The 23328-nt window shown below is 67.4% G+C and carries 23 protein-coding genes; 14 read left to right on the forward strand and 9 right to left on the reverse strand.

The window, feature by feature from the left end:
• Positions 1 to 122: 122 nt before the first annotated feature.
• Positions 123 to 332 carry a cold-shock protein gene (locus tag ACI766_RS02280; RefSeq protein WP_003084710.1) on the forward strand — a complete coding sequence of 70 codons (210 nt, stop codon included), beginning with the start codon at positions 123 to 125 and terminating at the stop codon, positions 330 to 332.
• Between the two features lie 150 nt (positions 333 to 482).
• Positions 483 to 1007, forward strand: coding sequence for an ATP-dependent zinc protease (locus ACI766_RS02285; protein ID WP_003099931.1), 525 nt, complete (start codon positions 483 to 485; stop codon positions 1005 to 1007).
• Here ACI766_RS02285 and ACI766_RS02290 read toward each other — a convergent pair.
• Positions 1001 to 1375, reverse strand: coding sequence for a YkvA family protein (locus tag ACI766_RS02290; RefSeq protein WP_023086915.1), 375 nt, complete (start codon positions 1373 to 1375; stop codon positions 1001 to 1003). The genes ACI766_RS02285 and ACI766_RS02290 overlap by 7 nt on opposite strands.
• A 1-nt stretch (position 1376) precedes the next feature.
• The gene (gene mdtD, locus ACI766_RS02295) at positions 1377 to 2810 is read right to left on the reverse strand and encodes a multidrug transporter subunit MdtD (protein WP_003084717.1); all 1434 of its coding nucleotides are present in this window, start codon (positions 2808 to 2810) and stop codon (positions 1377 to 1379) included.
• Positions 2811 to 3183: 373 nt separating this feature from the next.
• On the opposite strand from mdtD, the gene clpG reads away from it, so the two are divergent.
• Both clpG and ACI766_RS02305 read left to right on the forward strand, forming a co-directional pair.
• Positions 3184 to 5982 (forward strand): AAA family protein disaggregase ClpG, encoded by a 2799-nt coding sequence (gene clpG / locus ACI766_RS02300; protein WP_003117917.1) that lies wholly within the window; start codon positions 3184 to 3186, stop codon positions 5980 to 5982.
• 101 nt (positions 5983 to 6083) lie between these two features.
• The gene (locus tag ACI766_RS02305) at positions 6084 to 6662 is read left to right on the forward strand and encodes a DUF2780 domain-containing protein (protein WP_003084725.1); all 579 of its coding nucleotides are present in this window, start codon (positions 6084 to 6086) and stop codon (positions 6660 to 6662) included.
• 314 nt (positions 6663 to 6976) lie between these two features.
• Here ACI766_RS02305 and ACI766_RS02310 read toward each other — a convergent pair whose 3' ends face one another.
• Positions 6977 to 7864: an acyltransferase gene (locus ACI766_RS02310; protein WP_003099939.1), complete on the reverse strand. Its 888-nt coding sequence runs from the start codon at positions 7862 to 7864 to the stop codon at positions 6977 to 6979.
• A 142-nt stretch (positions 7865 to 8006) separates the two neighbouring features.
• Here ACI766_RS02310 and ACI766_RS02315 point away from each other — a divergent pair, with 142 nt between their 5' ends.
• The 6 genes from ACI766_RS02315 (at position 8007) to ACI766_RS02340 (ending at position 12709) form a co-directional block, all read left to right on the forward strand.
• A complete protein-coding gene (locus ACI766_RS02315) occupies positions 8007 to 8516 on the forward strand; it encodes an ATP-dependent zinc protease (RefSeq protein WP_003084733.1) in 510 nt (169 codons plus the stop codon).
• Positions 8517 to 8600: 84 nt separating this feature from the next.
• Positions 8601 to 9290, forward strand: coding sequence for a two-component system response regulator CreB (creB, locus tag ACI766_RS02320; RefSeq protein WP_003084734.1), 690 nt, complete (start codon positions 8601 to 8603; stop codon positions 9288 to 9290).
• Positions 9290 to 10714 carry a two-component system sensor histidine kinase CreC gene (gene creC / locus ACI766_RS02325; RefSeq protein WP_003123892.1) on the forward strand — a complete coding sequence of 475 codons (1425 nt, stop codon included), beginning with the start codon at positions 9290 to 9292 and terminating at the stop codon, positions 10712 to 10714. The genes creB and creC overlap by 1 nt, the downstream gene beginning before the upstream one ends.
• Positions 10715 to 10816: 102 nt before the next feature.
• Positions 10817 to 12175, forward strand: coding sequence for a cell envelope integrity protein CreD (gene creD / locus ACI766_RS02330; protein ID WP_003099944.1), 1359 nt, complete (start codon positions 10817 to 10819; stop codon positions 12173 to 12175).
• A gap of 49 nt (positions 12176 to 12224) precedes the next feature.
• Positions 12225 to 12527 (forward strand): hypothetical protein, encoded by a 303-nt coding sequence (locus tag ACI766_RS02335; RefSeq protein ID WP_003084737.1) that lies wholly within the window; start codon positions 12225 to 12227, stop codon positions 12525 to 12527.
• Positions 12524 to 12709: a hypothetical protein gene (locus ACI766_RS02340; RefSeq protein WP_003084739.1), complete on the forward strand. Its 186-nt coding sequence runs from the start codon at positions 12524 to 12526 to the stop codon at positions 12707 to 12709. The genes ACI766_RS02335 and ACI766_RS02340 overlap by 4 nt, the downstream gene beginning before the upstream one ends.
• On the opposite strand, the gene ACI766_RS02345 is transcribed toward ACI766_RS02340, so the two are convergent.
• Positions 12672 to 13292: a glutathione S-transferase gene (locus tag ACI766_RS02345; RefSeq protein WP_003113265.1), complete on the reverse strand. Its 621-nt coding sequence runs from the start codon at positions 13290 to 13292 to the stop codon at positions 12672 to 12674. The genes ACI766_RS02340 and ACI766_RS02345 overlap by 38 nt on opposite strands.
• 18 nt (positions 13293 to 13310) lie before the next feature.
• Positions 13311 to 14261 (reverse strand): lyase, encoded by a 951-nt coding sequence (locus ACI766_RS02350; RefSeq protein WP_034010517.1) that lies wholly within the window; start codon positions 14259 to 14261, stop codon positions 13311 to 13313.
• A gap of 85 nt (positions 14262 to 14346) precedes the next feature.
• Here ACI766_RS02350 and ACI766_RS02355 point away from each other — a divergent pair, with 85 nt between their 5' ends.
• Complete coding sequence (locus tag ACI766_RS02355; RefSeq protein WP_003121779.1) at positions 14347 to 15204, forward strand: PP2C family serine/threonine-protein phosphatase; 858 nt, start codon at positions 14347 to 14349, stop codon at positions 15202 to 15204.
• A 172-nt stretch (positions 15205 to 15376) separates the two neighbouring features.
• Here the strand turns inward: ACI766_RS02355 and ACI766_RS02360 are convergent, their stop codons facing one another.
• The 3 genes from ACI766_RS02360 to ACI766_RS02370 all read right to left on the reverse strand — a co-directional run bounded on the left by ACI766_RS02360 (position 15377) and on the right by ACI766_RS02370 (position 19381).
• Positions 15377 to 17791 carry a TonB-dependent siderophore receptor gene (locus ACI766_RS02360; protein ID WP_412828489.1) on the reverse strand — a complete coding sequence of 805 codons (2415 nt, stop codon included), beginning with the start codon at positions 17789 to 17791 and terminating at the stop codon, positions 15377 to 15379.
• A gap of 103 nt (positions 17792 to 17894) precedes the next feature.
• Positions 17895 to 18866: a FecR domain-containing protein gene (locus ACI766_RS02365; RefSeq protein WP_003113263.1), complete on the reverse strand. Its 972-nt coding sequence runs from the start codon at positions 18864 to 18866 to the stop codon at positions 17895 to 17897.
• The gene (locus ACI766_RS02370; RefSeq protein WP_003084762.1) at positions 18863 to 19381 is read right to left on the reverse strand and encodes an RNA polymerase sigma factor; all 519 of its coding nucleotides are present in this window, start codon (positions 19379 to 19381) and stop codon (positions 18863 to 18865) included. Before ACI766_RS02370 ends, ACI766_RS02365 begins: the two co-directional genes overlap by 4 nt.
• Positions 19382 to 19549: 168 nt before the next feature.
• Between ACI766_RS02370 and ACI766_RS02375 the strand changes: the two genes are divergently transcribed.
• From ACI766_RS02375 to ACI766_RS02385, 3 genes are all read left to right on the forward strand, one after another.
• Positions 19550 to 20299, forward strand: a complete 750-nt coding sequence (locus ACI766_RS02375; RefSeq protein ID WP_003121781.1) for a glutathione S-transferase family protein — start codon at positions 19550 to 19552, stop codon at positions 20297 to 20299.
• A 139-nt stretch (positions 20300 to 20438) separates the two neighbouring features.
• Complete coding sequence (locus ACI766_RS02380; RefSeq protein ID WP_079278406.1) at positions 20439 to 20843, forward strand: PaaI family thioesterase; 405 nt, start codon at positions 20439 to 20441, stop codon at positions 20841 to 20843.
• Between the two features lie 49 nt (positions 20844 to 20892).
• On the forward strand, positions 20893 to 21462 hold the full coding sequence (locus ACI766_RS02385) for a TetR/AcrR family transcriptional regulator (protein ID WP_003084771.1): 570 nt from the start codon (positions 20893 to 20895) through the stop codon (positions 21460 to 21462).
• Between the two features lie 33 nt (positions 21463 to 21495).
• On the opposite strand, the gene ACI766_RS02390 is transcribed toward ACI766_RS02385, so the two are convergent.
• The gene (locus ACI766_RS02390; protein ID WP_015502241.1) at positions 21496 to 23223 is read right to left on the reverse strand and encodes an NCS1 family nucleobase:cation symporter-1; all 1728 of its coding nucleotides are present in this window, start codon (positions 23221 to 23223) and stop codon (positions 21496 to 21498) included.
• Between the last annotated feature and the right edge of the window lie 105 nt (positions 23224 to 23328).

Below are 23328 nucleotides of genomic sequence, written 5' to 3' on the forward strand. Positions count from 1 at the left end.
TGACCTGATGCGGTCGGAAATTCCAGCCCGTCCTGCTCGACTCCTTGTAACTCCTTGCAACTCAGTTACCGGCTACGATTTCGTGGCTAAATCAATACCCATAGTTCCAAGGAGAACTTGCAATGTCCCGTCAGAACGGCACCGTTAAGTGGTTCAACGAAACCAAAGGCTACGGCTTCATTACCCCGGAAAGCGGCCCGGACGTTTTCGTTCACTTCCGTGCCATCGAAGGTAACGGCTTCAAGACCCTGGCCGAAGGCCAGAAGGTCAGCTTCGAAGTCGTACAAGGCCAGAAAGGCATGCAGGCCGAGCGCGTTCAGGTGATCAACTAAGATCCCTGGGCCCCAGCCCGAAGAACCCGGATGGAAGCATCCGGGTTTTTTATTGCCCGGAGAAAACCGTCACACTGTCTTCGCCTGCCGTTCACCCTGTCTTGACGAGTTCCCGCCCAGAGTGGCCCGGTCCCGTTCGGAGTCGTTTCGATGAAGCCTGTGCAATCCCGTCGTCTGGCCTTCGCCGCGCTGTTGTCGCTGTCGTTCTCTTCCGCGTCCTGCCATGCCGCCACCGAGCACTGGGGCTGGATCGAGCAGTCCTGGCTGATGCCCGAGCGCATGCAGGCCAAGGCCAAGCTGGATACCGGCGCGCTGACCTCGTCGCTGGACGCGAGGAATATCCATCGCTACAGGAAGGACGGCGAGCGCTGGGTGCGCTTCGATGTCGTGCTGCCCACCGCCGACAGCAAGGCGCCGGTCAGCGTGACCTTCGAGCGCAAGGTGCTGCGGCTGATCAAGGTACGCGGCGCCGGCGGCAGCGACAGCCGTCCGGTGGTGGCGATGGACATCTGCCTGGGCGCCAAGCTGCTGCGCGAGCAGTTCTCCCTGCGCGACCGCGGCAACATGAACTATCCGGTGCTGCTCGGTCGCCGCACGCTCGAACACCTCGGCGCGGTCGACGTGTCCCGAACCTTTACCCGCAAACCTACCTGCAGCGCGCTCGCCGCTCAGTAGAAGAACCAGCGCAGCAGTCCAGCGCCCAGCGCCACCCAGAACAGCACGATCAGCGCAGCCATCCACAGGTTGCGCGGGTGCGTCTCGACCTCGCGAGCCCGCGCGCGGCACTCGGCGAGCAGCGTGGGTGGGGTGAGGCGGATCGCCAGCCAGATCCCCAGCGGCACCAGCAACAGGTCGTCGAGGTAGCCGAGCAGCGGTATGAAGTCCGGGAACAGGTCGATCGGACTCAGCGCATAGGCCACCACCAGCAGAGCCACCAGTCGGGCCAGCCAGGGCATGTGCGGATGGCGGCTGCACAGCCAGAGGGCGATGACCTCGGTCTTCAGCTCGCGAGCCCAGCGCTTGAGCGTAGCGATCCAGGCCATCCTAGAGGTCCGGGTCCTTTTCCGGATCGACCCGGCGCGGGCTGGTGCGACCGTCCTCGCTGCCGAGCTGGAAGAAGATCGCCGCGGCCAGCATCGACATCAGGCCGACGCTGACATAGGTGGCGTGGAAGGCGCCGAGTACGGTGTCCTGCCCCGTATCCAGGTCGGTCTGGAAACCGCCCAGCAATGCCGCCGCGCAAGCCACGCCGAGGCTGATCGACAACTGCACGACCACCGACATCAGGCTGTTGCCGCTGCTGGCGTTGCTGTCCTGCAGGTCGATCAGGGTGAGGGTGTTCATCGCCGTGAATTGCAGGGAGTTCACCGCGCCGAGCAGGCTCAGGTGCAGCAGCAGCCAGACGTAGGGGGTGTCCTGGTCGACCAGGCCGAAGCCGGCGATCAGGCAGCCGAGGATCAGGGTGTTGCCGACCAGCAGCTTGCGATAGCCGAAGAAGTCCAGCAGTGGCTTGGCCATCGGCTTGGCGACCATCGCGAACAGCGCCAGCGGGATCATGGTCATGCCCGCGGTGGAGGGCGGGTAGCCCAGTCCCACCTGCAGCAACAGCGGGGTGAGGAAGGGCAGGGCGCCGCTGCCCAGGCGGGCGAACAGGTTGCCGAGGATGCCGACGGCGAAGGTCCGCGCCTTGAACAGGCTCGGTGGGAACAGCGGCTTGTCGATGCGTAGCGCGCGCAGCCAGTAGGCGGTGAGCAGGACCAGTCCGCCGATCAGCAGCAGGACCACGCGCAGGTGCGACAGGTGCAGCTCGCCGAGTCCTTCCAGGGCGATGGAGATCAGCACCATGGAGCCGCCGAAGAGCAGGAAGCCGATGCTGTCGAAACGGCTCGGCACCGGGCTGCGCAGGTCCGGCATCAGCTTCATCGCCACCAGGCAGCCGAGCAGGCCGACCGGCAGGTTGATCAGGAAGATCCAGTGCCAGGAGGCGTACTCCACCAGCCAGCCGCCCAGCGTCGGTCCCGCCAGCGGGCCGAGCAGGCCGGGAATGGTGACGAAGCTGAGCACCCGCACCAGGTCCTGGCGCGGGTAGACGCGCAGGATCACCAGCCGTCCCACCGGCATCATCAGCGCGCCGCCGACGCCCTGTACGATGCGCGCGCCGACCAGCAGTTCGAGGCTCGGCGACAGCGCGCAAAGCAACGAGCCGAGGCTGAACAGCAGTACCGCGCCGAGGAATACCCGGCGTGTGCCGAAACGGTCGGCGATCCACCCCGAGGCCGGTATCAGCAGGGCCACCGTGAGCAGGTAGGCGATCACCACCGCCTGCATGCGCAGCGGGTTTTCGTTCAGCGAACTGGCCATGCTCGGTAGTGCGGTGTTGAGGATGGTGCCGTCGAGGGCTTGCATGAAGAAGGCGACGGCGACCAGCCAGGGCAGTTGGCGGGCGATGCGGGGGGTGAGCTGGAACGGCTCGCTCATGGACGGGCTCCCTCGGGCGGACAGGGCCCAAGCATAGAGAAGTTCTCGCCGCGATGGGACGGCCGGCGACCGGATCGGGGCGAACAGCGGGCATTGCGGCGGAAGTCGCGGCCAGAGAGGTCGCCTTTCATTGTCCTGGGTCAAGCCGAAGCGCTGGCGCTCGCCGGCTGCTGTGCTAGTACTCAAGAGTCACCCCGTCAGTGGCTGCGGATGCGACGTCGGCGCTTCGTCATCGCACGGACATGTCCCGCGTTGCATGCTCGACGGCGCGTGCTTCACCGCCTTGTCGCGATGTTCTCCACGCAGCGCTCGGCGACCCCGGTCGCCGCTGCCGTCGCCGAAGCCCACCTTCCGTGGAAACAGGAGTCCTCCCATGGCCCAGGAACTTTGCGCTATCTGCCACGAACGTCCCGCCGTCGCCCGCGTCAGCCTGGTACAGAACGGCCAGCGCCGCGAACTCGCCCTCTGCGAACTGCACTACCGCCAGTTGATGCGCCAGCAGCGCATGCGCTCGCCGCTGGAGTCGCTGTTCGGCGGCGGCAGCCCGTTCGACGAGATCTTCTCCGGCTTCGGCGAGCAGAGCCCGGTCACCCCGGTGCGCGCCCGCGAGCCGGAGGCGGTGGACATCGCCGAGTACTTCAGCAAGCAGACCACCGAGTACCTGCAACGCGCCGCGCAGGTCGCCGCCGAATTCGGCAAGCGCGAAGTGGACACCGAGCACCTGCTCTACGCCCTGGCCGACGCCGACGTGGTGCAGGCGGTGCTCAAGCAGTTCGGCCTGTCGCCGGCCGACCTCAAGCAGTACATCGAGGCCAACGCCGTGCGCGGCGCCAGCAAGGGCGAGGCGAGCGAGGACATGACCATCTCGCCGCGGGTGAAGAGCGCCTTGCAGCATGCCTTCGCCCTGTCCCGCGAACTCGGCCACAGCTATGTCGGCCCCGAGCACCTGTTGCTCGGCCTGGCGGCGGTGCCGGACAGCTTCGCCGGGACGCTCCTGAAGAAGTACGGCCTGACCGAGCAGGCGCTACGGCAGAAAGCGGTCAAGGTGGTCGGCAAGGGCGCCGAGGACGGCCGCGTGGACGGCCCGAGCAACACTCCGCAACTGGACAAGTTCAGCCGCGACCTGACCCGGCTGGCCCGCGAAGGCAAGCTCGATCCGGTGATCGGCCGCTCGAAGGAAGTCGAGACCACCATCGAGGTTCTCGCCCGGCGCAAGAAGAACAACCCGGTGCTGATCGGCGAGCCCGGCGTCGGCAAGACCGCCATCGTCGAAGGCCTGGCCCAGCGCATGGTCCAGGGCGAGGTGCCGGAGGTGCTGCGCGACAAGCGCCTGGTCGAACTGAACATCAACGCCATGGTCGCCGGCGCCAAGTACCGCGGCGAGTTCGAGGAACGCCTCAAGCAGGTGATGGACGAACTGCAGGCGGCGCAGAGCGAGATCATCCTGTTCATCGACGAGGTGCACACCATCGTCGGTGCCGGCCAGGGCGGCGGCGAAGGCGGGCTGGACGTGGCCAACGTGCTGAAGCCGGCGATGGCGCGTGGCGAGATGAACCTGATCGGCGCCACCACCCTCAACGAGTACCAGAAGTACATCGAGAAGGACGCCGCGCTGGAGCGGCGCTTCCAGCCGGTGTTCGTCCCCGAGCCGACGGTGGAGCAGACCATCTCCATCCTCCGTGGCCTGCGCGACAAGCTCGAAGGCCACCACAAGGTGACCATCCGCGACGAGGCCTTCGTCGCCGCCGCCGAGCTGTCCGATCGCTACATCGGCAACCGCTTCCTGCCGGACAAGGCCATCGACCTGATCGACCAGGCCGCCGCCCGCGTGCGCATCGCCAGCACCTCGCGGCCGGCCGAGATCCAGGAACTGGAGGCCGAGCTGGCGCAGCTCAAGCGCGAGCAGGACTACGCCGCCAGCCGCAAGTGGTACGACGAGGCGAAGGTCTTCGAGAAACGCATCCAGGAACGCAAGGAACACCTCGAGCAGATCACCGAGCGCTGGCAGCAGACCCAGGGGTCGAAGACCGAGGAGGTGCGGGTCGAGGACATCGCCGAGATCATCTCCAGGCTCACCGGCATCCCGGTCACCGAACTGACCGCCGAGGAGCGCGAGAAGCTCCTGCAGATGGAAGAGCGCCTGCACCAGCGGGTGATCGGCCAGCAGGAAGCGATCACCGCGGTCAGCGACGCCGTGCGCCTGGCCCGCGCCGGGCTGCGCCAGGGCAGCCGGCCGATCGCCACCTTCCTGTTCCTCGGCCCGACCGGGGTGGGCAAGACCGAGCTGGCCAAGGCCTTGGCCGAGGTGGTGTTCGGCGACGAAGACGCGATGATCCGCATCGACATGAGCGAATACATGGAGCGCCACGCGGTGTCCCGGCTGATCGGTGCGCCGCCGGGCTACGTCGGCTACGACGAGGGCGGCCAGCTCACCGAGCGGGTGCGCCGGCGGCCGTACAGCGTGATCCTGCTCGATGAGATCGAGAAGGCCCACGCCGACGTCAACAACATCCTCCTGCAGGTGTTCGACGACGGCCGCCTGACCGACGGCAAGGGGCGCGTGGTGGACTTCACCAACACCATCATCATCGCCACCAGCAACCTCGGCTCCGAGCTGATCATGAAGAACGCCCAGGCCGGCGAGTTCGCCCAGCCGCCGGAGAAGCTCAAGCGCGAACTGATGACTACCTTGCGCGGACATTTCCGCCCGGAATTCCTCAACCGCCTCGACGAGGTGATCGTCTTCGAGTCGCTGAGCAAGGCGCAGATCGAGGACATCGTGCGCCTGCAACTGGAGCGGGTGAAGCGCGCCGCGCACGCTCAGGACATCTACCTGCACATCGACGACAGCCTGGTCGGCCACCTCGCCGAAGAGGCCTACCAGCCGGAGTTCGGCGCCCGCGAGCTGAAGCGGCAGATCCGCCAGCAACTGGAGACGCGCCTGGCCACGGCGATGCTCAAGGGCGAGGTGAAAGAGGGCGAGACGGTCACCTTCTTCTACGACGCCAAGGACGGCGTCGGCTACCGCAAGGGCGCCGCGCCGAAGCCGGCGGCACGCAAGAAATCCGGCGCCGGCGAGACGCCCAAGGGCCGCGCGACGGCGGCGAGGAAGCCGGCGGCGAAGAAAGGCGCCGCCGCCAAGGGCAAGGCCGACAAGCCGAAGGCCAAGTGACCCGACCAAGGTTGGGGAACAAGGCACCGGCCGGCCGGTCGAAATCTCACCCCGGCCTGCGAATGCGGCCGGGGCGTTCGATATCTCATGAGGAATTGCCGATGCGCGTCACCACCCACGCTACCCTGGCCGCGGCCCTGCTGCTCAGCGCCGCCTCCGCGTTCGCCTTCAATCTCGGGGATGCCGCCAAGGCGGTCGCCGGGGCATCCCAGGGCGACTCCGCCCAGGTAGCCACCACCCCGCAGACCAGCGGTCTGCTCGGCGCACTCACCGGCCAGCTCGGGGTCAGCCAGGAGCAGGCGGTCGGCGGTACCGGCGCCCTGCTCGGCCTGGCCAAGAACCAGTTGGCCGGCAACGATTATTCGCAACTGGTTAAGACTATCCCCGGCCTCGACAAGCTGGCCGGCAACAACGCCCTGGCCGGTCTCGGCGGGCTCGGCAACGTGCTCGGCAAGAGCGGCGGCGACAGCAAGGGCCTCGGTTCGCTGCTCGGCAATGCGGACAGCATGGGCGACGTGAACAAGGCCTTCGGCACCCTGGGCATGGATAGCGGGATGACCGAGAAGTTCGCCCAGGTGCTGGTCGACTACTTCGGCAAGCAGGGCGCCAACAGCGAGCTGCTGGGCAGCCTGAGCAATCTCTGGGGAGTGAGCAAGGCGGGCGGCTCGTCGCTGCTCTGATCTGCCGCCAGCGGATCGGCGGATAACCGCGCTGCGGTTATTCGCCCTACGAAGTGGGTGCGGCGCCCGGATATTCGTTGCCCGCACCGGTAGGGCGAATAACGCCCCCGGCGTTATCCGCCGCCGCGCCATGGAAACGGCGGATAACCGCGTTGCGGTTATTCGCCCTACGAGGTGGGTGCGACCCCCGGGTATTCGTTGCCTGCACCGGTAGGGCGAATAACGCCCCCGGCGTTATCCGCCCGCCGTGGAAACGGCGGATAACCGCGTTGCGGTTATTCGCCCTACGAGATGGGTGTGTTTCGGCCGGTACTTCAGCGCAGTTGCCGCAAGCGGGCGATGCGTTCGTCCTTTTCTTCCCACATGCGCGAGACCCATTCCTGCACGTACTGGCGGAACACCGGGTCGTTCTCGTAGTCGCCCTGCCACAGGGCGGGATCGATCGGGCGGGTCTGGATGTCGACGATCACCTTCGGCACCCGTCCGCAGAGCAGGTCCCAGAATCCCGGCACCTTGTCGCTCGGGTAGACCACGGTGACGTCGAGCAGGGCGTCCAGTTGCTCGCCCAGCGCGGCGAGGACGAAGGCCACCCCGCCGGCCTTGGGCTTGAGCAGGTGGCGATAGGGCGACTGTTGCCGGGCCTTCTTCTGCTCGCTGAAACGCGTGCCTTCCAGGTAGTTCACCACGGTCACCGGGATGCGCTTGAACTTCTCGCAGGCGGCCTTGGTGATCTCCAGGTCCTTGCCCTTGAGTTCCGGGTGCTTCTCCAGGAAGGCCTTGGAATAGCGCTTCATGAACGGATACTCCAGCGCCCACCAGGCCAGGCCGAGGAAGGGCACCCAGATCAGCTCCTTCTTGAGGAAGAACTTGAAGTAAGGGGTGCGCCGGTTGAACACCTGGATCAACGCGGGGATGTCGACCCAGGACTGGTGGTTGCTCACCACCAGGTACGAGGTGTCCTGGCGCAGGTCGCCGGCGCCGCGCACGTCCCAGACCGTCGGCGTGCAGGTGGCGAAGATCCACTTGTCGATCTCCGCCCAGGTCTCGGCGATCCACATCACGCCCCTGGAGCAGAGGTCCTTCAGGCGCTGGCCGGGGAGCACCAGCTTGAGCAGTGCGATCAGCATCATCGGGCCGATCAGGATCAGCGTGTTGAGAAGCAGCAGAAGGCTGCTGGTCAGGCCGGTCAACAGTTCCCGCATGGTTGGTTTCCCTGTCCTGGGTGTGGGTCGACGCGGCCCATCATACGCATCCGCGCCGCGCCGCCCAAGCCGCCGGCGTGGCGAACGAAACCGCGCCGTGCTAGTCCTATGTGGACCTCGTATCACTTCAGGAGATGCCCGCGTGAAGCGTGCCCTTGCCTTGCTCTCGCTGTTCGCCCTGCCGGTCCTCGCCGCCGAACCCAACCTCTACGGCCGCTACGAATGGGTCTCCCTGCCGGAGCTGGACCGCACCCTGCAGGCGAAGATGGACACCGGCGCCTACACCTCCTCGCTGTCGGCCAAGGACATCGAGTTGTTCCAGCGCGACGGCGAGGAGTGGGTGCGCTTCCGGCTGGCCACCAAGGAGGCCGACGGCTCGGTGTTCGAGCACAAGCTGGCGCGCATCGGCAAGATCAAGAACCGCGCCGACAACCGCAACGGCGAGGACGAGGATGAGGACCGCCTGAGCGAACGCCCGGTGATCGACCTGCAGGTCTGCCTGGGCGGAGCGATGAAGACCATCGAGGTCAACCTCACCGACCGCAGCGCCTTCAACTATCCGTTCCTGATGGGCACCAAGGGCTTGCGCAAATTCCACGTCGCGGTCGATCCCTCCGAGCGCTTCGTCGCCGACAAGCCCACCTGCAAGTAAGCGTCCTACGCCACCGGCGGCGCGATTGACGCGCGCGCCGGCTTGCGGCACCGTTCCGGCATTCCCGTCAGCCGCCGTCACGCCATGCCGCATATCCTGATCGTCGAAGATGAAGCCGCGATTGCCGACACCCTGCTCTACGCCCTGCAGGCCGAAGGCTTCGCCACCACCTGGGTGACCCTCGCCGGCGAGGCGCTGGCGTTGCAGGAGCGCCAGCCGGCGGATCTGCTGATCCTCGACGTCGGTCTGCCGGACATCAGCGGTTTCGAGGCCTGCAAGCGCCTGCGGCGGTTCTCCGAGGTGCCGGTGATCTTCCTCACCGCGCGCGATGCCGAGATCGACCGCGTGGTCGGCCTGGAGATCGGCGCCGACGACTACGTGGTCAAGCCGTTCAGCCCGCGCGAGGTGGCGGCTCGGGTCAAGGCCATCCTCAAGCGCATGGCGCCGCGCCCGGCGGCGCTGGAAGGGGCCGCGCCGAGCGGGCCGTTCCAGGTCGACGAGGAGCGCGTGCGGATCCACTACCGCGACACCCCGCTCAACCTCACCCGCCACGAGTTCCGCCTGTTGCAGACGCTGCTCGGGCAGCCCGAGCGGGTATTCAGCCGCGAGCAGTTGCTCGACGCCCTCGGCGTCGCCAGCGAGGCCGGCTACGAGCGCAACATCGACAGCCACATCAAGAGTCTGCGCGCCAAGCTGCGTCAGGTGAACGAACGCGGCGAAGCGATCCAGACCCATCGCGGCCTGGGCTACAGCTACAGCCCGGACCACGCCTGATGCCGCTCGGCGTTCGGATCTTCCTGGTCTACTTCCTGTTCGTCGGTCTCACCGGCTACTTCGTGCTGAGCACGGTGATGGACGAAGTGCGCCCCGGCGTGCGCCAGTCCACCGAGGAAACCCTGGTGGACACCGCCAACCTGCTCGCCGAGATCCTCCGCCAGGACGTGAAGAACGGCACCCTGGCACAGAGCGACCTGCCGGAGATGCTCGAGGACTACGGCAAGCGGGTGCCGCAGGCGGATATCTGGGGCTTGCGCAAGGAGGCGGTGAACCACCGCATCTACGTCACCGACGCCAGCGGCAAGGTGCTGCTGGACTCCGCCGGGGTGGCCGTCGGCCAGGACTATTCGCGCTGGAACGACGTCTACCTGACGCTCCGGGGCCAGTACGGCGCGCGCTCCAGCCGCGAAGACCCGGACGACCCGGATTCCTCGGTGATGTACGTGGCGGCGCCGATCAAGGATGGCGGGAAGATCATCGGGGTGGTTTCGGTGGCCAAGCCGAACAGCAGCCTGCAACCCTACATCGACCGCTCGCAGCGGCGCCTGGCCTGGCTCGGTGCCGGGCTGATCGCCCTCGGGCTGCTGGTCGGCGGCCTGCTCTCCTGGTGGCTCAGCGGCGCGCTGCGGCGCCTCACCCAGTACGCACAGGCGGTCAGCGAGGGGCGCCGCGCCGAGCTGCCGCGCTATCGCGGCGGCGAGATGGCGCAACTGGCTGACGCGGTGGAACGCATGCGCACGCAACTGGAAGGCAAGGACTACGTCGAGCGCTACGTGCATACCCTGACCCACGAACTGAAGAGCCCATTGGCGGCGATCCGTGGCGCCGCCGAGTTGCTCGACGGCGAGATGCCGGCCGAGCAGCGGGCGCGCTTCGTCGGCAACATCGCCGGCGAGAGCGAGCGCCTGCAACAACTGATCGAGCGCCTGCTGAGCCTGGCCCAGGTGGAGCAGCGGCAAGGCCTGGAGGAGGTCGGCAAGGTCGACCTGCGGGAGATCGCCGCGTCCCTGCTGGAAGGCCAGGCGGCGCGTATCCAGCGCCAGCGATTGCGGGTGGAGAACCGCCTGGAAGGTCCCTGCGAGGTTCGCGGCGAGCAGTTCCTGCTGCGCCAGGCGCTGGCCAACCTGCTCGACAACGCCCTCGACTTCACCCCGCCCGGCGGCATCCTTCGCCTGCTCGCCGAGGTCGACGGCGAGGGTATCGCCTTGCGCCTGTTCAACCAGGGGCCGGCGATTCCCGACTACGCCCTGGCGCGCCTCACCGAACGCTTCTACTCGCTGCCGCGCCCGGCCAGCGGGCGCAAGAGCACCGGGCTGGGACTGAACTTCGTCGCCGAGGTGGCGCAACTGCATGGCGGCCGGTTGCAGGTCGGCAACCGCGACGACGGCGTCGAGGCGCTGCTCTGGCTGCCGCGCGGCTGAGGCGCCTCCACGGAAACTCCATCGACTCTCCACACGGCGACCCGAAGCCCGCCATCGCGGCGCCGCAGACTTTCCGCCATCACCCCGACGGAGAGTCCCCCCATGAACCGCACGCTGGCCTACAAGCTCGGCGCCATCGCCCTACTCATCCTGCTATTGCTGATTCCCCTGTTGATGATCGACGGCCTGATCCGCGATCGCCAGGAGGTTCGTGACGGCGTGCTGCAGGATATCGCCCGCAGCTCCAGCTACAGCCAGCGCCTCACCGGCCCGCTGCTGGTGGTGCCGTACCGCAGGACGGTGCGCGAGTGGGTCACCGAGGAGAAGACCGAGAAGCGCGTGTTGCAGGAGCGCGAGCAGCGCGGCGAGCTGTACTTCCTGCCCGACCGCTTCGCCCTCGACGGGCAGATGCGCACCGAGCTGCGCTACCGTGGCATCTACCAGGCGCGCCTGTACCACGTCGACAACAAGGTTGCCGGCTACTTCCAGGTGCCTGCGCACTATGGCATCGAAGAAGACCTGGAGGACTACCAGTTCGAAACGCCGTTCCTGGCGATGGGCATCAGCGACATCCGCGGCATCGAGAATGCCCTGCGCCTGTCCCTCAACGGTGCCAGCGTCGACTTCGAGCCGGGTAGCCGGGTCGGCCTGCTCGGCAGCGGTGTGCACGCACCGCTGCAAGGCGTCGACGGGCGCCAGGCGCAGCGCCTGGAGTACGCCTTCGACCTGTCGTTGCTCGGCAGCGAGCGGCTGGACATCGTGCCGGTGGGCCGCGACAGCCAGGTCATCCTGAAGGCCGACTGGCCGCACCCGAGCTTCGGCGGCGAGTTCCTGCCCAGCGAGCGGGAGATCACCGCCCAGGGCTTCACCGCGCGCTGGCAGACCAGCTTCTTCGCCACCAACATGGAAGAGGCGCTGCGCAGTTGCGTGGAGGAGCAGCGTTGCGACGGCTTCCAGGCGCGCGCCTTCGGCGTCGGCCTGGTCGATCCGGTGGACCAGTACCTGAAGGCCGACCGCGCGATCAAGTACGCGCTGCTGTTCATCACCCTGACCTTCGCCGGCTTCTTCCTCTTCGAGGTGCTCAAGCGCCTGGCGGTACACCCGGTCCAGTACGCGCTGGTCGGCCTGGCGCTGGCGTTCTTCTACCTGCTGCTGCTGTCGCTGGCCGAGCACGTCGGCTTCGAGCTGGCCTACCTGGTCTCCGCCGGAGCCTGCGTCGGCCTGATCGGCTTCTACCTGTGCTTCGTCCTGCGCAGCGTGGCCCGAGGGCTGGGCTTCAGCGCCGGCCTGGCAGGGCTGTACGGCCTGCTCTACGGCTTGCTGAGCGCGGAGGACTACGCCTTGCTGATGGGCTCGCTGCTGCTGTTCGCGGTGCTTGCCGCGGTGATGGTGCTGACCCGCCGCCTGGACTGGTACGGGGTCGGCCGCAAGGACTTCCCGGCGGTACCCGCCAGGGCCTGACGACGAAGGCGGCGGCGCCGGCCGCCGCCGATTTCCAAGGAGGAAAAGCATGCGCCTGTTCTTCGAGTTCACCCTCTGTGCCGCCCTCGGCCTGCTGGTCAGCGGCGTGATCCTGATCTTTCTGCTGTTCTTCGGCAAGTTCGGCCTGATCGAGTACTGGATCGCCAGCGGCAAGCCCCTGGCCCACGCCATGCTGGTGCTGATGCCGGACGGATTCTGGGAAGGCCTCAGCGGCATCGAGGGCGCCGCCGGCAATCCGCACGTGCGCTCCTTCCTGGAGCTTTGCATGGGGCTCGGACAGAGCGCGCTGTTGCTGGGCCTGCTGCTGTTCCGCCTGGTGTGCTGGAAATGAACGGCTATGTCGGCCTGCGCGACGACCGTCGCGACGGCGAGCGCCTGGCGGCGCGGATCGGCCTGCTGTTCCCCGGCCCCTCGGCGGCCTGGCTGCAACGCGCCGAGCGCCTGCGGCGGCAGCAGGCGTCGGCGGGCCTCGGGGTCAGGCGCGGGTGGCCTGCATCGACGGGCGCTGGCTGACTTCGGCGAACCAGGCGGCGAGTCGCGGGTAGCGGCCGCGCCAGTCCCACTCCGGCTGGCGCAGGTCGAGATAGCCCAGGGCGCAGGCGACGCCGATGGCGGCGATGTCGAAGCGCGCCTGCAGTTCGGCGATGCAGTCGCCCTCCAGCCACGCCAGGGACCGCCCGATCTTTTCCCGCTGTGCTTCGAGCCAGGTGTCCCAGCGCTTCTCCTCGGGGCGGACGAAGGTTTCGTAGCGGGACAGCACCGCGGCGTCGAGGACGGCGTCCGCCAGCGAGGCGATGGTCAGGCGTCGCCAGCGGGCGCTGCCTTCGCGGGGGATCAGCGGTTCGCCGACGTGCTGCTGGTCGAAGTAGTCGCAGATCACCCGGCTGTCGTGCAGCACCTGGCCGTCCGGCAGGCGCAGGGCGGGAATCTTGCCGGCCGGGTTGCTGGCGTTGAGCTGCCGGATGGGCGCGACCGGCGTCGGCGTGACTTCCTCGAGCGCCACGCGCTCGCGTTGGCCGGTTTCGTGGAGCAGGACCAGGACCTTGCGCACGAAGGGCGAGGCGGCGGCGTAGAACAGCGTATGGGTAGCGCTCATGCGGGCTCCTTGGAAGGATCAGTCGCGGACGACGCGCAGACGATCGGCGGCAGGCTCGGCGCTCCAGGTTTCTCCGGGGCGACCGCCGAGCAGGGCGTTGCCGGGCGCCGGCCGGTCGCTGGGCAGGACGCGGAATGTCGCCTGCCCACTGTCGAAACGCAAGAGCGCCCCGCTGGCGGCGTCGTGCAGCCAGACACGGTCCATGGCGTCGACCCGCAGGCTGTCCGGGCGGGCCTGGCTGTCCGGCAGCGGCCAGCTCTGCCACGAGGCATCGCTGGGATCGTAGCGGTACAGCCGGGCGCCACCGCTGTCGCTGGCCCAGAGCCTGCCGATGGAGTCGGCGCCGATCCCGCGCAAGGCCTTCGTGCCTTCAGGCGCGGGCAACCGCTCGGCGCTGCCGTCGAGCGGATCGACATGCACCAGCGCGTCGTCCTGCGCGTACCAGACCTCGCCGTCCGGGGTGACGCAGATGCCGTTCGCCGCCTTGCCCTGGGGCGAGGGCCAGACCTCCACCAGGCGCCTGGCTGGGTCGAGGCGACCGTGGAAGCCGCGGCTGCCGGTGAACCAGAGGCGCCCGTCGTCGTCGAATACCGCGGACTCGAGCCCGGCCGGCGCGGCCTTGGCCGGTAGCGGGAAACGTTCGCTGCCCAGGCGCTCGCCGCCGATGCGAAGGATGGCGTTGAGGCCGCTGTCGAGCACCCAGGCGTTGCCGCTCTCGTCGCTGACGATGGCTCGCGGCCGCGCGCCTTCGCCGAGCGGCACCTGCACGCTCTCGCCACTGGTCGGGTCGAGGCGCCCCAGCGAATGCCCGCCGTCCGCGCCGTACCAGACCGCACCCTGTGCACTGGGCGCGACCGCGTAGGGCGCGGAGCCCTTGTCCAGCGGGTAGTACTGTTCGCCGGCCAGGGCGGCGCCGGTCGACGACAGGGCCAGGAACAGGCCCAGCAGCGGGTAGGGCAGGTGACGCATACGGTTCTCCCGGAACGACGAGCGGAACGTGGAAAGGCTCTGTCTTGCTATTCTGGCAGCGCATTGAGCATAGGAGGAACTGCGAATGGCCACAGTGGAAATACTCGGGGCGGAATGCCGCGCGGGGGGCGCGGTGAACGACGATGCGCTGGGCTGCACGGCGCAGGCCGCCTGGGTGATCGACGGTGCCACCAGCATCGGTCGCAGCGTGCTGGGCGTGGAAAGCGACGCGCGCTGGCTGGCCCAGGCGGTGGACCGGCACCTGCGGTTGCTGCTGGAAGTCGAGCCCGAGCAATCCAGCGAGACCCTGCTGCGGCGCCTGCTCAACGATATCCAGGGCGACTTCCGCGCCCAGAGCGGCCGCGACTGGCACGACCTCGAAGACATGCCGGCGGCCTGCCTGAGCCTGCTGCGGATTCGCGGCGGAGAAATCGAACTGCTCAACATCGGCGACAGCCGGATTCTCGTCGAAGGCGCCGACGGCCAGGTACGCAGCTTCGGCGATTCGGCCCTACACGAACTGGATCGGCAATCCCTGGCGCATTTCTGCCGGATGCGCGAGGAACATCCGCAGTGGGATCACGCCGAACTGTTCAAGGCCAGCCGCCCGCGCGTGCGGCAGAACCGCCTGCTGATGAACAAGCCCGAGGGCTACTGGGCGCTGGACATCAGCGACCGCTGGCTCGGCCAGGTGCAGCGCGAGACCTTGCCGCTCGCCGCGTTGCGTTCCTTCGTGCTGATGACCGACGGCTTCGACCGGCTGGTCGAGCCTTTCCGCCGCTATACCGACGAACAGTTGCTGCGGCGCCTCGAGGACGTCGGAGTGAGCGCCATGCTCGACGAGTTGCGCGAGATCGAACAGGGCGACGACCAGGCCCTGGCTTTCCCGCGTTTCAAGATCCACGACGACGCCAGCGCGCTGTGGGGTCGGATCGCGGAGTGAACGACGATCTCCGGCGCCCGGAATGCAGGTCCTCCCCGATGCGCCGGCTACCGATATCCCGGCCCTCTCCCACAGGCGGGAGGAGGGCATCCGGTGCCCGGAAGGTACGTTCTGCGGTAGGGCGGATAACCGCGAAGCGGTTATCCGCCGTTGCGCACCTGTGACGCGTCGCTTACCACTTGTAGCTGACGCTGCCCACCACGCTGCGCTGGTCGCCGTAGTAGCAGTAGTAGCCGTCGCAGGACGCCAGGTAGTCCTTGTTGAACAGATTGTTGGCATTGACCGCCACGCTGACGCCTTTCAGGCTGCCGTTCAATTGGCCCAGGTCGTAGCGCACGGCGGCGTCGTACAGGGTGTACGAGCCGGCGTAGCCGTCGTAGGTGTTGGCCTGGTCGCCGTAGGTCGAGCCTACGTAGCGGGCGCCGGCACCCAAGCTGAAACCGTTCAGCGCACCCTCGTGCCAGGTGTAGTCGGCCCATAGCGAGGCCTGGTTGCGCGGCGCCTGTTGCAGGCGGTTGCCTGCGTACTGGCCTTTTTTCACTTCGGTGTCGGCGTAGCTATAGGAGCCGATCACTTTCAGATTGTCTGTGACGTTGCTGGTGGCTTCCAGCTCCAAGCCGGTGACCTTAACCTCGCCAGCCTGCGAGGTAGTGGGTGTCCCATTGACGTTGTCGGTGACCCTCACGTTCTCCTGGCGTAGGTCGTAGACGGCTGCGGTGAACAGCGAATCGGAGCCTACGGGTTGATACTTGACGCCCAGTTCCCATTGTTTGCCTTCGGTGGGTTTGAACATCTTGTTGGAGCCTATATCGTCGGCGCCGGTGCTTGGCTGGAATGACTCCGCATAGGAAAGGTAGGGCGCCAGGCCGTTGTCGAAGATGTAGCTCAGAGCTGCGTTACCGCTGAATTTCTTGTCGCGGCTGGTGTTGGTGGCATCGTTCTGATTGTAGAACGTGGCGCCGGCATGTACCCAGTCCTCGCGGCCGCCGAGGGTCAGGCGCCAGTTGTCGAGGGCGATCTGATCCTGGACGTAGAGCCCGGTCTGATAAGTCTTCTGTCGGTAGTCATAGAACGCACTAGAGCGCGATGGCTTGGGAATTGGCTGACCATAGATCGGGTTGTTGACGTTGGTCGGCGGCACACCGGTGAAGTTGTAGATCGAGGTGTAGTCGGTGCGGGTGCGGTTGTGATCGATACCCAGCAGGAGAGTATGGCGCAGCGCACCGGTCTCGAAGTCAGCCTGGAAATTGTTATCTACCACGAACTGACTGATGTCCTCGTCCACCGAGGTCGTCATGCGCTGTAAGGTGCCGTCGGCGCTGGCCGCATCGATACTGCTGGTTGGCGTAAGCGTCTGGAACGACAGGTCGTTGCGCAGGTAGCGCAGGTTCTGGCGGAACTGCCAGACATCGTTGATGCGCCGTTCGAAGGAGTAGCCCAACCAATAGTAGGTGCGGTCGTAGAAGTCCCAGTCCGGATCGCCGAGGTTTTTGTGATGGGAAATCTTTCCGAATGGAGCATCGTATTTGGTCCCGCGTAACGGCAAGAATTGGCTGGTGGCGGCTGTATCGTCGCGGTTGAATTGGCTGAGGAAGGTCAGCCGGGTATCGTCGTCGATGTTCCAGGTCAGGCTCGGGGCGATGTTGTAGCGCTTGTCGTCGATATGGTCGACCTGAGTGTTGCTGTCGCGCACCACGCCGGAGAGGCGATAGAGAAAGCGCCCCTCGTCGTCGATCGGGCCGGTGCTGTCGAAGCTGACCTGCTTGTGGTTGTAGTTGCCGATCTCGGCCTTCAGTTCATGGCTGGCGATGCCCTGCGGGCGCAGGCTGACCATGTCGAGCATGCCGCCGGGCGGGGTCTGGCCGTAGACCGAGGAGGCCGGGCCGCGGAGCAGGGCGAGGCGCTCCAGATTCCAGGTCTCCAGCTTCGGGTTGTTGTATGAGCCTGTCGCCATCGGCAATCCATCGAGGAACTGGGTCGGCTTGAAGCCGCGCACCTTCAACCAGTCGGAACGGGAGTCGCTGCCGAAACTGCTGGCGACGACGCCGGGCATGTAGCGCACCGCGTCGTCGAGGTTGTGCACGGCGCGGTCGGTCATCTGCTGGCGGGTCGCCACCGAGATCGAACGCGGGGTCTCGAGGATCGGCGTATCGGTCTTGGTGCCGGTCATGCTGCGCTTGGCCACGTAGCCGCTGGTCGGCCCCAGTGGGTCTTCCTCGGCGCCGCTGACCGTCATCGCCTGCAGCGACAGGGTGTCTTCCGGCACCTTGCGCAGGCTGTAGGTGCCGCCGGCATTTTCCACCAGTTCCAGGCCGCTGCCCTTGAGCGCTTCGCGCAATGCGCCGGGCGCGTCGAAGCGACCTTGCACGGCGTGGGCGCTGCGTCCTTCGGCGAGCGCCGGATCCAGGGTGAGGACCAGGCCGGCCTGGGCCGCGATGCGGTTCAGGGTGCCTGCCAGCGGCCCGGCGGCGATGCGGTAGTCGCGCACGCTGGCCTGTTCGGCCGGGGCGGCGTGGAGGAACGGTGCGGGAACGGCGAGGGCGATGGCTAGGGCGAGCAGGCCGGGACGGAACGTCGGGCGGGGCATGTGCGGGGCTCCTGGATGGAAACGAGTCTCAATGCCTCCTTGCCGGACGAGTCGGAAAAAGTGATAGGGCCGGCGGGAAAAATTTTTCGCCGGCCCGTTCGGTTCAGCGTGGCACCACTTCGAACCACCAGGCGTTGTGCCTCACGCTGCGCACCGGCAGGCTCGGCTCCAAAGCCTGAAGGGCGAGGCGGGTGTCCTTCAGCGGGAAACTGCCGGTGACGCGCAGGTCGGCGATGCTCGGGTCGACCTGCAGCAGCGCCGGCGAATAGCGCCCCAGTTCCGCCACCAGGTCGGCCAGCCGGGCGTTCTCCACCACCAGCATGCCTTGTGCCCAGGCGCCGGCCAGGGCCGGGGCCGCTTCGCTGGCCTGCAGGCCTTGCGGCAGGATCAGCACCTGCTGGCCTTCCTTGATCACACGCTCTTCGCTGAGCGTTTCCGCGCGCGCGGCCACCGCCGACTGCAACACGGTGAGGCGCGTGCCGGGTTCCTCGCGGCGCACCAGGAAGCGCGTGCCGAGGGCGCGCATGTCGCCATCGGCGCTGCTGACCACGAAGGGGCGCGGGTCGCCATGGGCGGTTTCCACCAGGATCTCGCCGGCCAGTAGCACGACCTGGCGGCGTTCGCCGTCGAAGCGGACGTCGATGGCGCTGCGGCTGTTCAGGCGCACATGAGTGGCATCCGGGAGGGTCAGCTCGCGCTGCTCGCCGGTGGCGCTGTAGGCATCGGCCAGCAGGTAGCGGACCGGGACGTAGCGGTTGGCCACGCCGAGCCCGACGCCTAGCGCCAGCACTAGCCCCAGGGCGCTGCCGCCGAGCCGGCGCAGGCGGCGCTTGAAGCGTGCGTTGCCGGACAGCAGGGCGTTGCGTGCCGGCCCGTTGGCGGCTCTCGCCAGGTGCCGGTCGAGGCCGCCGAGCTGTTCCCAGGCGCGTTCGTGTTCGGGATGCGCCGCGTACCAGCGGTGGAAGGCGCGGTGATCGTCGGGATGGGCTTCGCCGGAGTCGAGCAGCAATTGCCAGGCGATGGCTTCGTCGAGCACCCGCGCGCGTACCGGCGAATGACGATCGTCGGCGCTCACCGGGGCTCTCCGTAGAGGGCGATGTAGCACTGGCGCAGACCCTGGGCCAGGTATTGGCGCACGCGCGGCACCGAGACTCCGAGACGCTCGGCGATCTCCGCGTGGGGCATGCCGTCCAGGCGGCTATAGAGAAACGCGCTACGCGCCTTCAGCGACAGCGTGCCAAGCAGGCGATCGATCTCGCGGAGGTCCTCGAGAATCAGGTACTGCTCTTCGGCCGAAGGCTGCTCCGCTTCCGGAACCAGCGCCAGTTCGGCGAGATAGGCCTGTTCAAGGGCGGCGCGGCGGAAGTGGTCGATCATCAGACCGCGCGCCACCTTCGCCAGGAACGCGCGCGGTTCGCGCAGGCCGGGCAGCTCCGGGCGGCCGAGGAGGCGAACGAAGGTGTCCTGGCTGAGGTCTTCGGCGCGCTGGCGGCAGCCGAGGTTGCGGTTCAGCCAGGCAAGCAGCCAGCCGCGGTGGTCCCGGTACAGGCTACCCACGAATTCGCTGTTGCTGACGTCACCCGCCGACACGACCGCTCCCCATCCCGAAACGGGATTGAATGGAAAAACGAGAATTATTCGCAAATGATCGCAAAGTGCGACTATCCCTGCAATTGGCGTCCGTCGGGAAGCCACTTGAGTCGTCCCGCTGGTTTGCCGGAGGATCGGTGTTCCCATAACAAGAACAGGAGTCTCGCCGTGGCCGAACCTTTGCTGATCATCGGTTCCTATCTGTCCCCCTATGTGCGCAAGGTGCTGGTGCTGCTGGAACTGAAAGGCATCGCCTACCGCATCGACCCCATCGTGCCGTTCTTCGGCGACGAGGCCTTCGAGCGCCTCAGTCCGTTGCGCCAGATACCGGTGCTGGTGGACGGTGACTTCGTCCTCAACGATTCCAGCGTGATCTGCCAGTACCTGGAGGAGCGCTACCCGCAGCCGAGCCTGTATCCCGCCGACATCGGCCAGCGCGCCCAGGCCCGCTGGCTGGAGGAGTACGCCGATTCGCGGCTGGGCCAGGTGATCATCTGGCAGTTGTTCCACCAGTTGGTGATCAACCGCGGCATCTGGCAGCGCGAACCCGACCAGGCGATCCTGCAACGCACCTACGACGAAGACCTGCCGTCGATCTGCAATTACCTGGAAGGGCGGATCCCGCCGAGCGGCTGGCTGTGCGGCGAGCTGTCCATCGCCGATGTCGCCGTCGCCTGCCTGTTCCGCAATGCCCAGTTGGCGCGCTACCAGGTCGACGGCGAGCGCTGGCCGCGCCTGGCGCGCCTGTTGGCTGACGCTTTCGCCCTGCCGGCCTTCCAGCATCTGGCGCGTTTCGAGAAGGCCACCGCGCAGACCCCGGTCGCCGAACAGCGCCAGGCGCTGCGCGAGGCCGGCGCGCCGCTCAGCGCGACCAGCCACGCCCGCGAGCGGCCGGTGCGCGGTCCGATGAGCCGCTGAGAGGGAGTGCGGGCGGCGCCCAGGGCGCCGTCCTGATGAAGCGCCATTCAGCGCCTCGATAAGACCTTCGCGACGCTGGTGGATCCAGCGTCCGGGCATATTTTATATAGACCAGTCTATATAAAACGGAGGCCGCACCGTGATGAACGTCCCCGAAGGATTCCAGCCGCTGTTCCGCAGCAGTCCGTTGCTCGACCTGCTCGGTCCTTTCTTCTGCCGGCAGGACGCCCAGCGCCGGTGGGTGGTGGCGCTGCGCATCGACGAAAAGCATTGCAACCACGGTGGCACCGCCCACGGCGGCCTGCTCTCGACCCTGGCCGACGTTGGCCTCGGCTACGCCATGGCGTTCTCCCGCGAACCGCCGCAGCCGATGGTCACCGTCGGCCTGCGCCTGGACTTCTGCGGGGTCGCGCGGGTCGGCGACTGGCTGGAGGTGCATACCCGGGTCGACAAGCTCGGCCAGCGCATGGCCTTCGCCTCGGCCCGGCTGCACAGCGGCGAGCGCCTGGTGGCCAGCGCCAGCGGCGTGTTTCATCTGCCCTGAGGCTCGGGCATGCTTGCCCGGTCGTCTGCCGTGAGTTGGGGAGTCAGGTTTGCCGAAGAAGTCCAATGCCGCCGAACGGATCGTCCATGCCACCGCCTCGCTGCTGGCCAGCCGCGGGTATTTCGGCACCGGGCTGAGCGACATCATCGCTCGCGCCGAGGCGCCGAAAGGCTCGCTCTATCACTATTTCCCCGAGGGCAAGCCGCAGATCGCCAGCGCCGCGATCGGCTTCGTCGCCGACGAGGTGGCGTCCTTCCTCGACCGCGCCGGGACCCAGGCCCCCCATGCGCGCAACGTCCTCCGCCAGTTCACCGCGACCCTGCGTGGCTGGCTGGAGCATTCGCGTTTCGAAGAGGCCTGCCCGGTGCTTTCCACCAGCCTGAGCATCGACGCCGAGCTGGCCCCGGTGCACGCTGAATGCCGCCGGGCGCTCCGCGCCTGGCACGCCAGCATCGAGCGTGCGTTGCGCGCCGACGGACTGGCGGAAAAGCTCGCCGCCTCGCGTGCCTGGCTGATCCTCGCGGCGCTGGAGGGGGCGGTCGCGGTGGCCCGCGTCGAGCGGTCGTTCCAGGCGCTGGATGCAATCGAGGAAGAATTGCAGGCGCTACTGCCGGCCTAGGCGGGTGTCGCGCCCAGGCCGGCCAGGTATCCGTCAGTGCTGCACGCTGTCCACCGCGATCGCTTCGCCGGAAACTTCGCGGTAGGCCGTGCGGCGCTTGGCCAGGGCGTAGTGGATCAGGCCGGCCAGGCCGGCGCCGAAGAACCAGGAGAACGGCGATAGCTCGGCGAATGCCGGCAACAATGCCAGCAGGGTGGAGATGATCGCCGCCGGGACGAACGCGGCGATGGCCCGCGGGTTCACCCCTCGCGCGTAGTGATAGGCGCCGGCGCGGCTTTCGGTGTACAGCTCCGGCAGGTTCACCCGGCCTTTCCGCACCAGGTAGTAGTCGACCATGATGATCCCGTACAGCGGGCCGAGCAGCGCGCCGAGGCCGCCGAGGAAGTAGAGGATCACCCCGGGGCTGTTGTACAGGTGCCAGGGCAGGATCAGCACCGCGATGGTCGCGCTGATCAGCCCGGCGCGGCGGAAGTTCAGCAGGTTCGGCGCCAGGTTGGTGAGTACGTAGGCCGGGGCGACGAAGTTGGCCATGATGTTCACCGCCACGGTGACGATCAGCAGCGCCAGGCTGGCCAGCACCAGGAAGAGGGTGTCGGGGATCGCGGCGACGATGTCGGTGGGGCTCTGGATGAGCTGGCCGTCGATCCTGAACTGGGCGCCGGCGAGGACCACCGCGAACAGGCCGAACAGCAGGATGTTCACCGGCAGCCCCCAGAAGTTGCCGACGCTGATGGTGCGGCGGTCCGGGCAGCCGCGGGCGAAGTCGCAGAAGTTCAGGATCATGGTGCCGTACAGGGTCACCCAGAACGCCGCACCGCCGAAGATCTTCAACCACATCTGCGAACCGCTCATGGGTTCGCCGCTGGACCAGGCGATGGAGGCGCCGGCGCGCAGGTACATCCAGGCGGCGAGGGCGGCGACGGTGAGCAGGATCACCGGTCCGGCGAAGGATTCGTAGCGACGCACCATCTCCATGCCGTAGGCGAAGATCAGCAGTTGCACGCACCAGATGGCGACGAAGGTCGCCCAGCCCAGGCTCGACAGGCCGAGGATGGCGTCCTGGTCGTAGGCTGCGAGCCCCGGCCAGATCGCCGTCAGCAGCACGCGCAGGACGATGGAGGCGAGATAGGTCTGGATGCCGAACCAGGCGATGGCGATCACCGCGCGGATCAGCGCGGGGAGTTGCGCGCCGTGGATGCCGAAGGCGATGCGGCACATCACCGGGTAGGGCAGCCCGGTCTTCTGGCCCATGTAGCCGGACAGGTTCATCAGCCCGTAGACCATCAGCGCGCCCAGGGCCAGCGCGGCGAGGATCTGCGCGCCGCTCATGCCGAGGGCGAAGAGGCCGATGGCGAAGGAGTAGTTGGCGATATTGTGCACGTCGTTGGTCCACAGCGCGAACAGGCTGTAGCGTCCCCAGCGGCGCCCTTCGGCCTTGGTCGGGGCGAGATCGGCGCTGTACAGGCGCGGGCTCAGCGGCGGCAGTTCGGAGCCGGCGTGATGGCTGGCGCGGGGCAGGCAATCGAGACTGGCGGGAGTGCCCAGGTCCAGGCGCGCCGCCGAGAACTCCGCTGCGCGCAGCCCGGCGCGTGGCAGGCAGTCGAGACTGGCCGGAGTGCCCAGGTCGAGCAGTGAGGCGGAGAACTCCGCGCTCCGCTGACCGGCGCGCGGCAGGCTGTCGAGGCTTTCCAGGGTGCCGAGGTCGAGCAGCGAGGGAGAAAACTCGCGGGGCGAGGCGGGCGGCTTCGGGGTGCTGGACATGGCGGTCTCCTCCGGCAGTCGGAAGAACTCGGCGCGAGGTCGGGTTCGTCTGTTGTTTTTGTATACAAGAATTTCGAAGATTTAAGCCAGTTATGTGCCAACCGA

The organism is Pseudomonas sp. DL, assembly GCF_047199225.1.
Classification (GTDB): Bacteria; Pseudomonadota; Gammaproteobacteria; order Pseudomonadales; family Pseudomonadaceae; genus Pseudomonas; species Pseudomonas aeruginosa.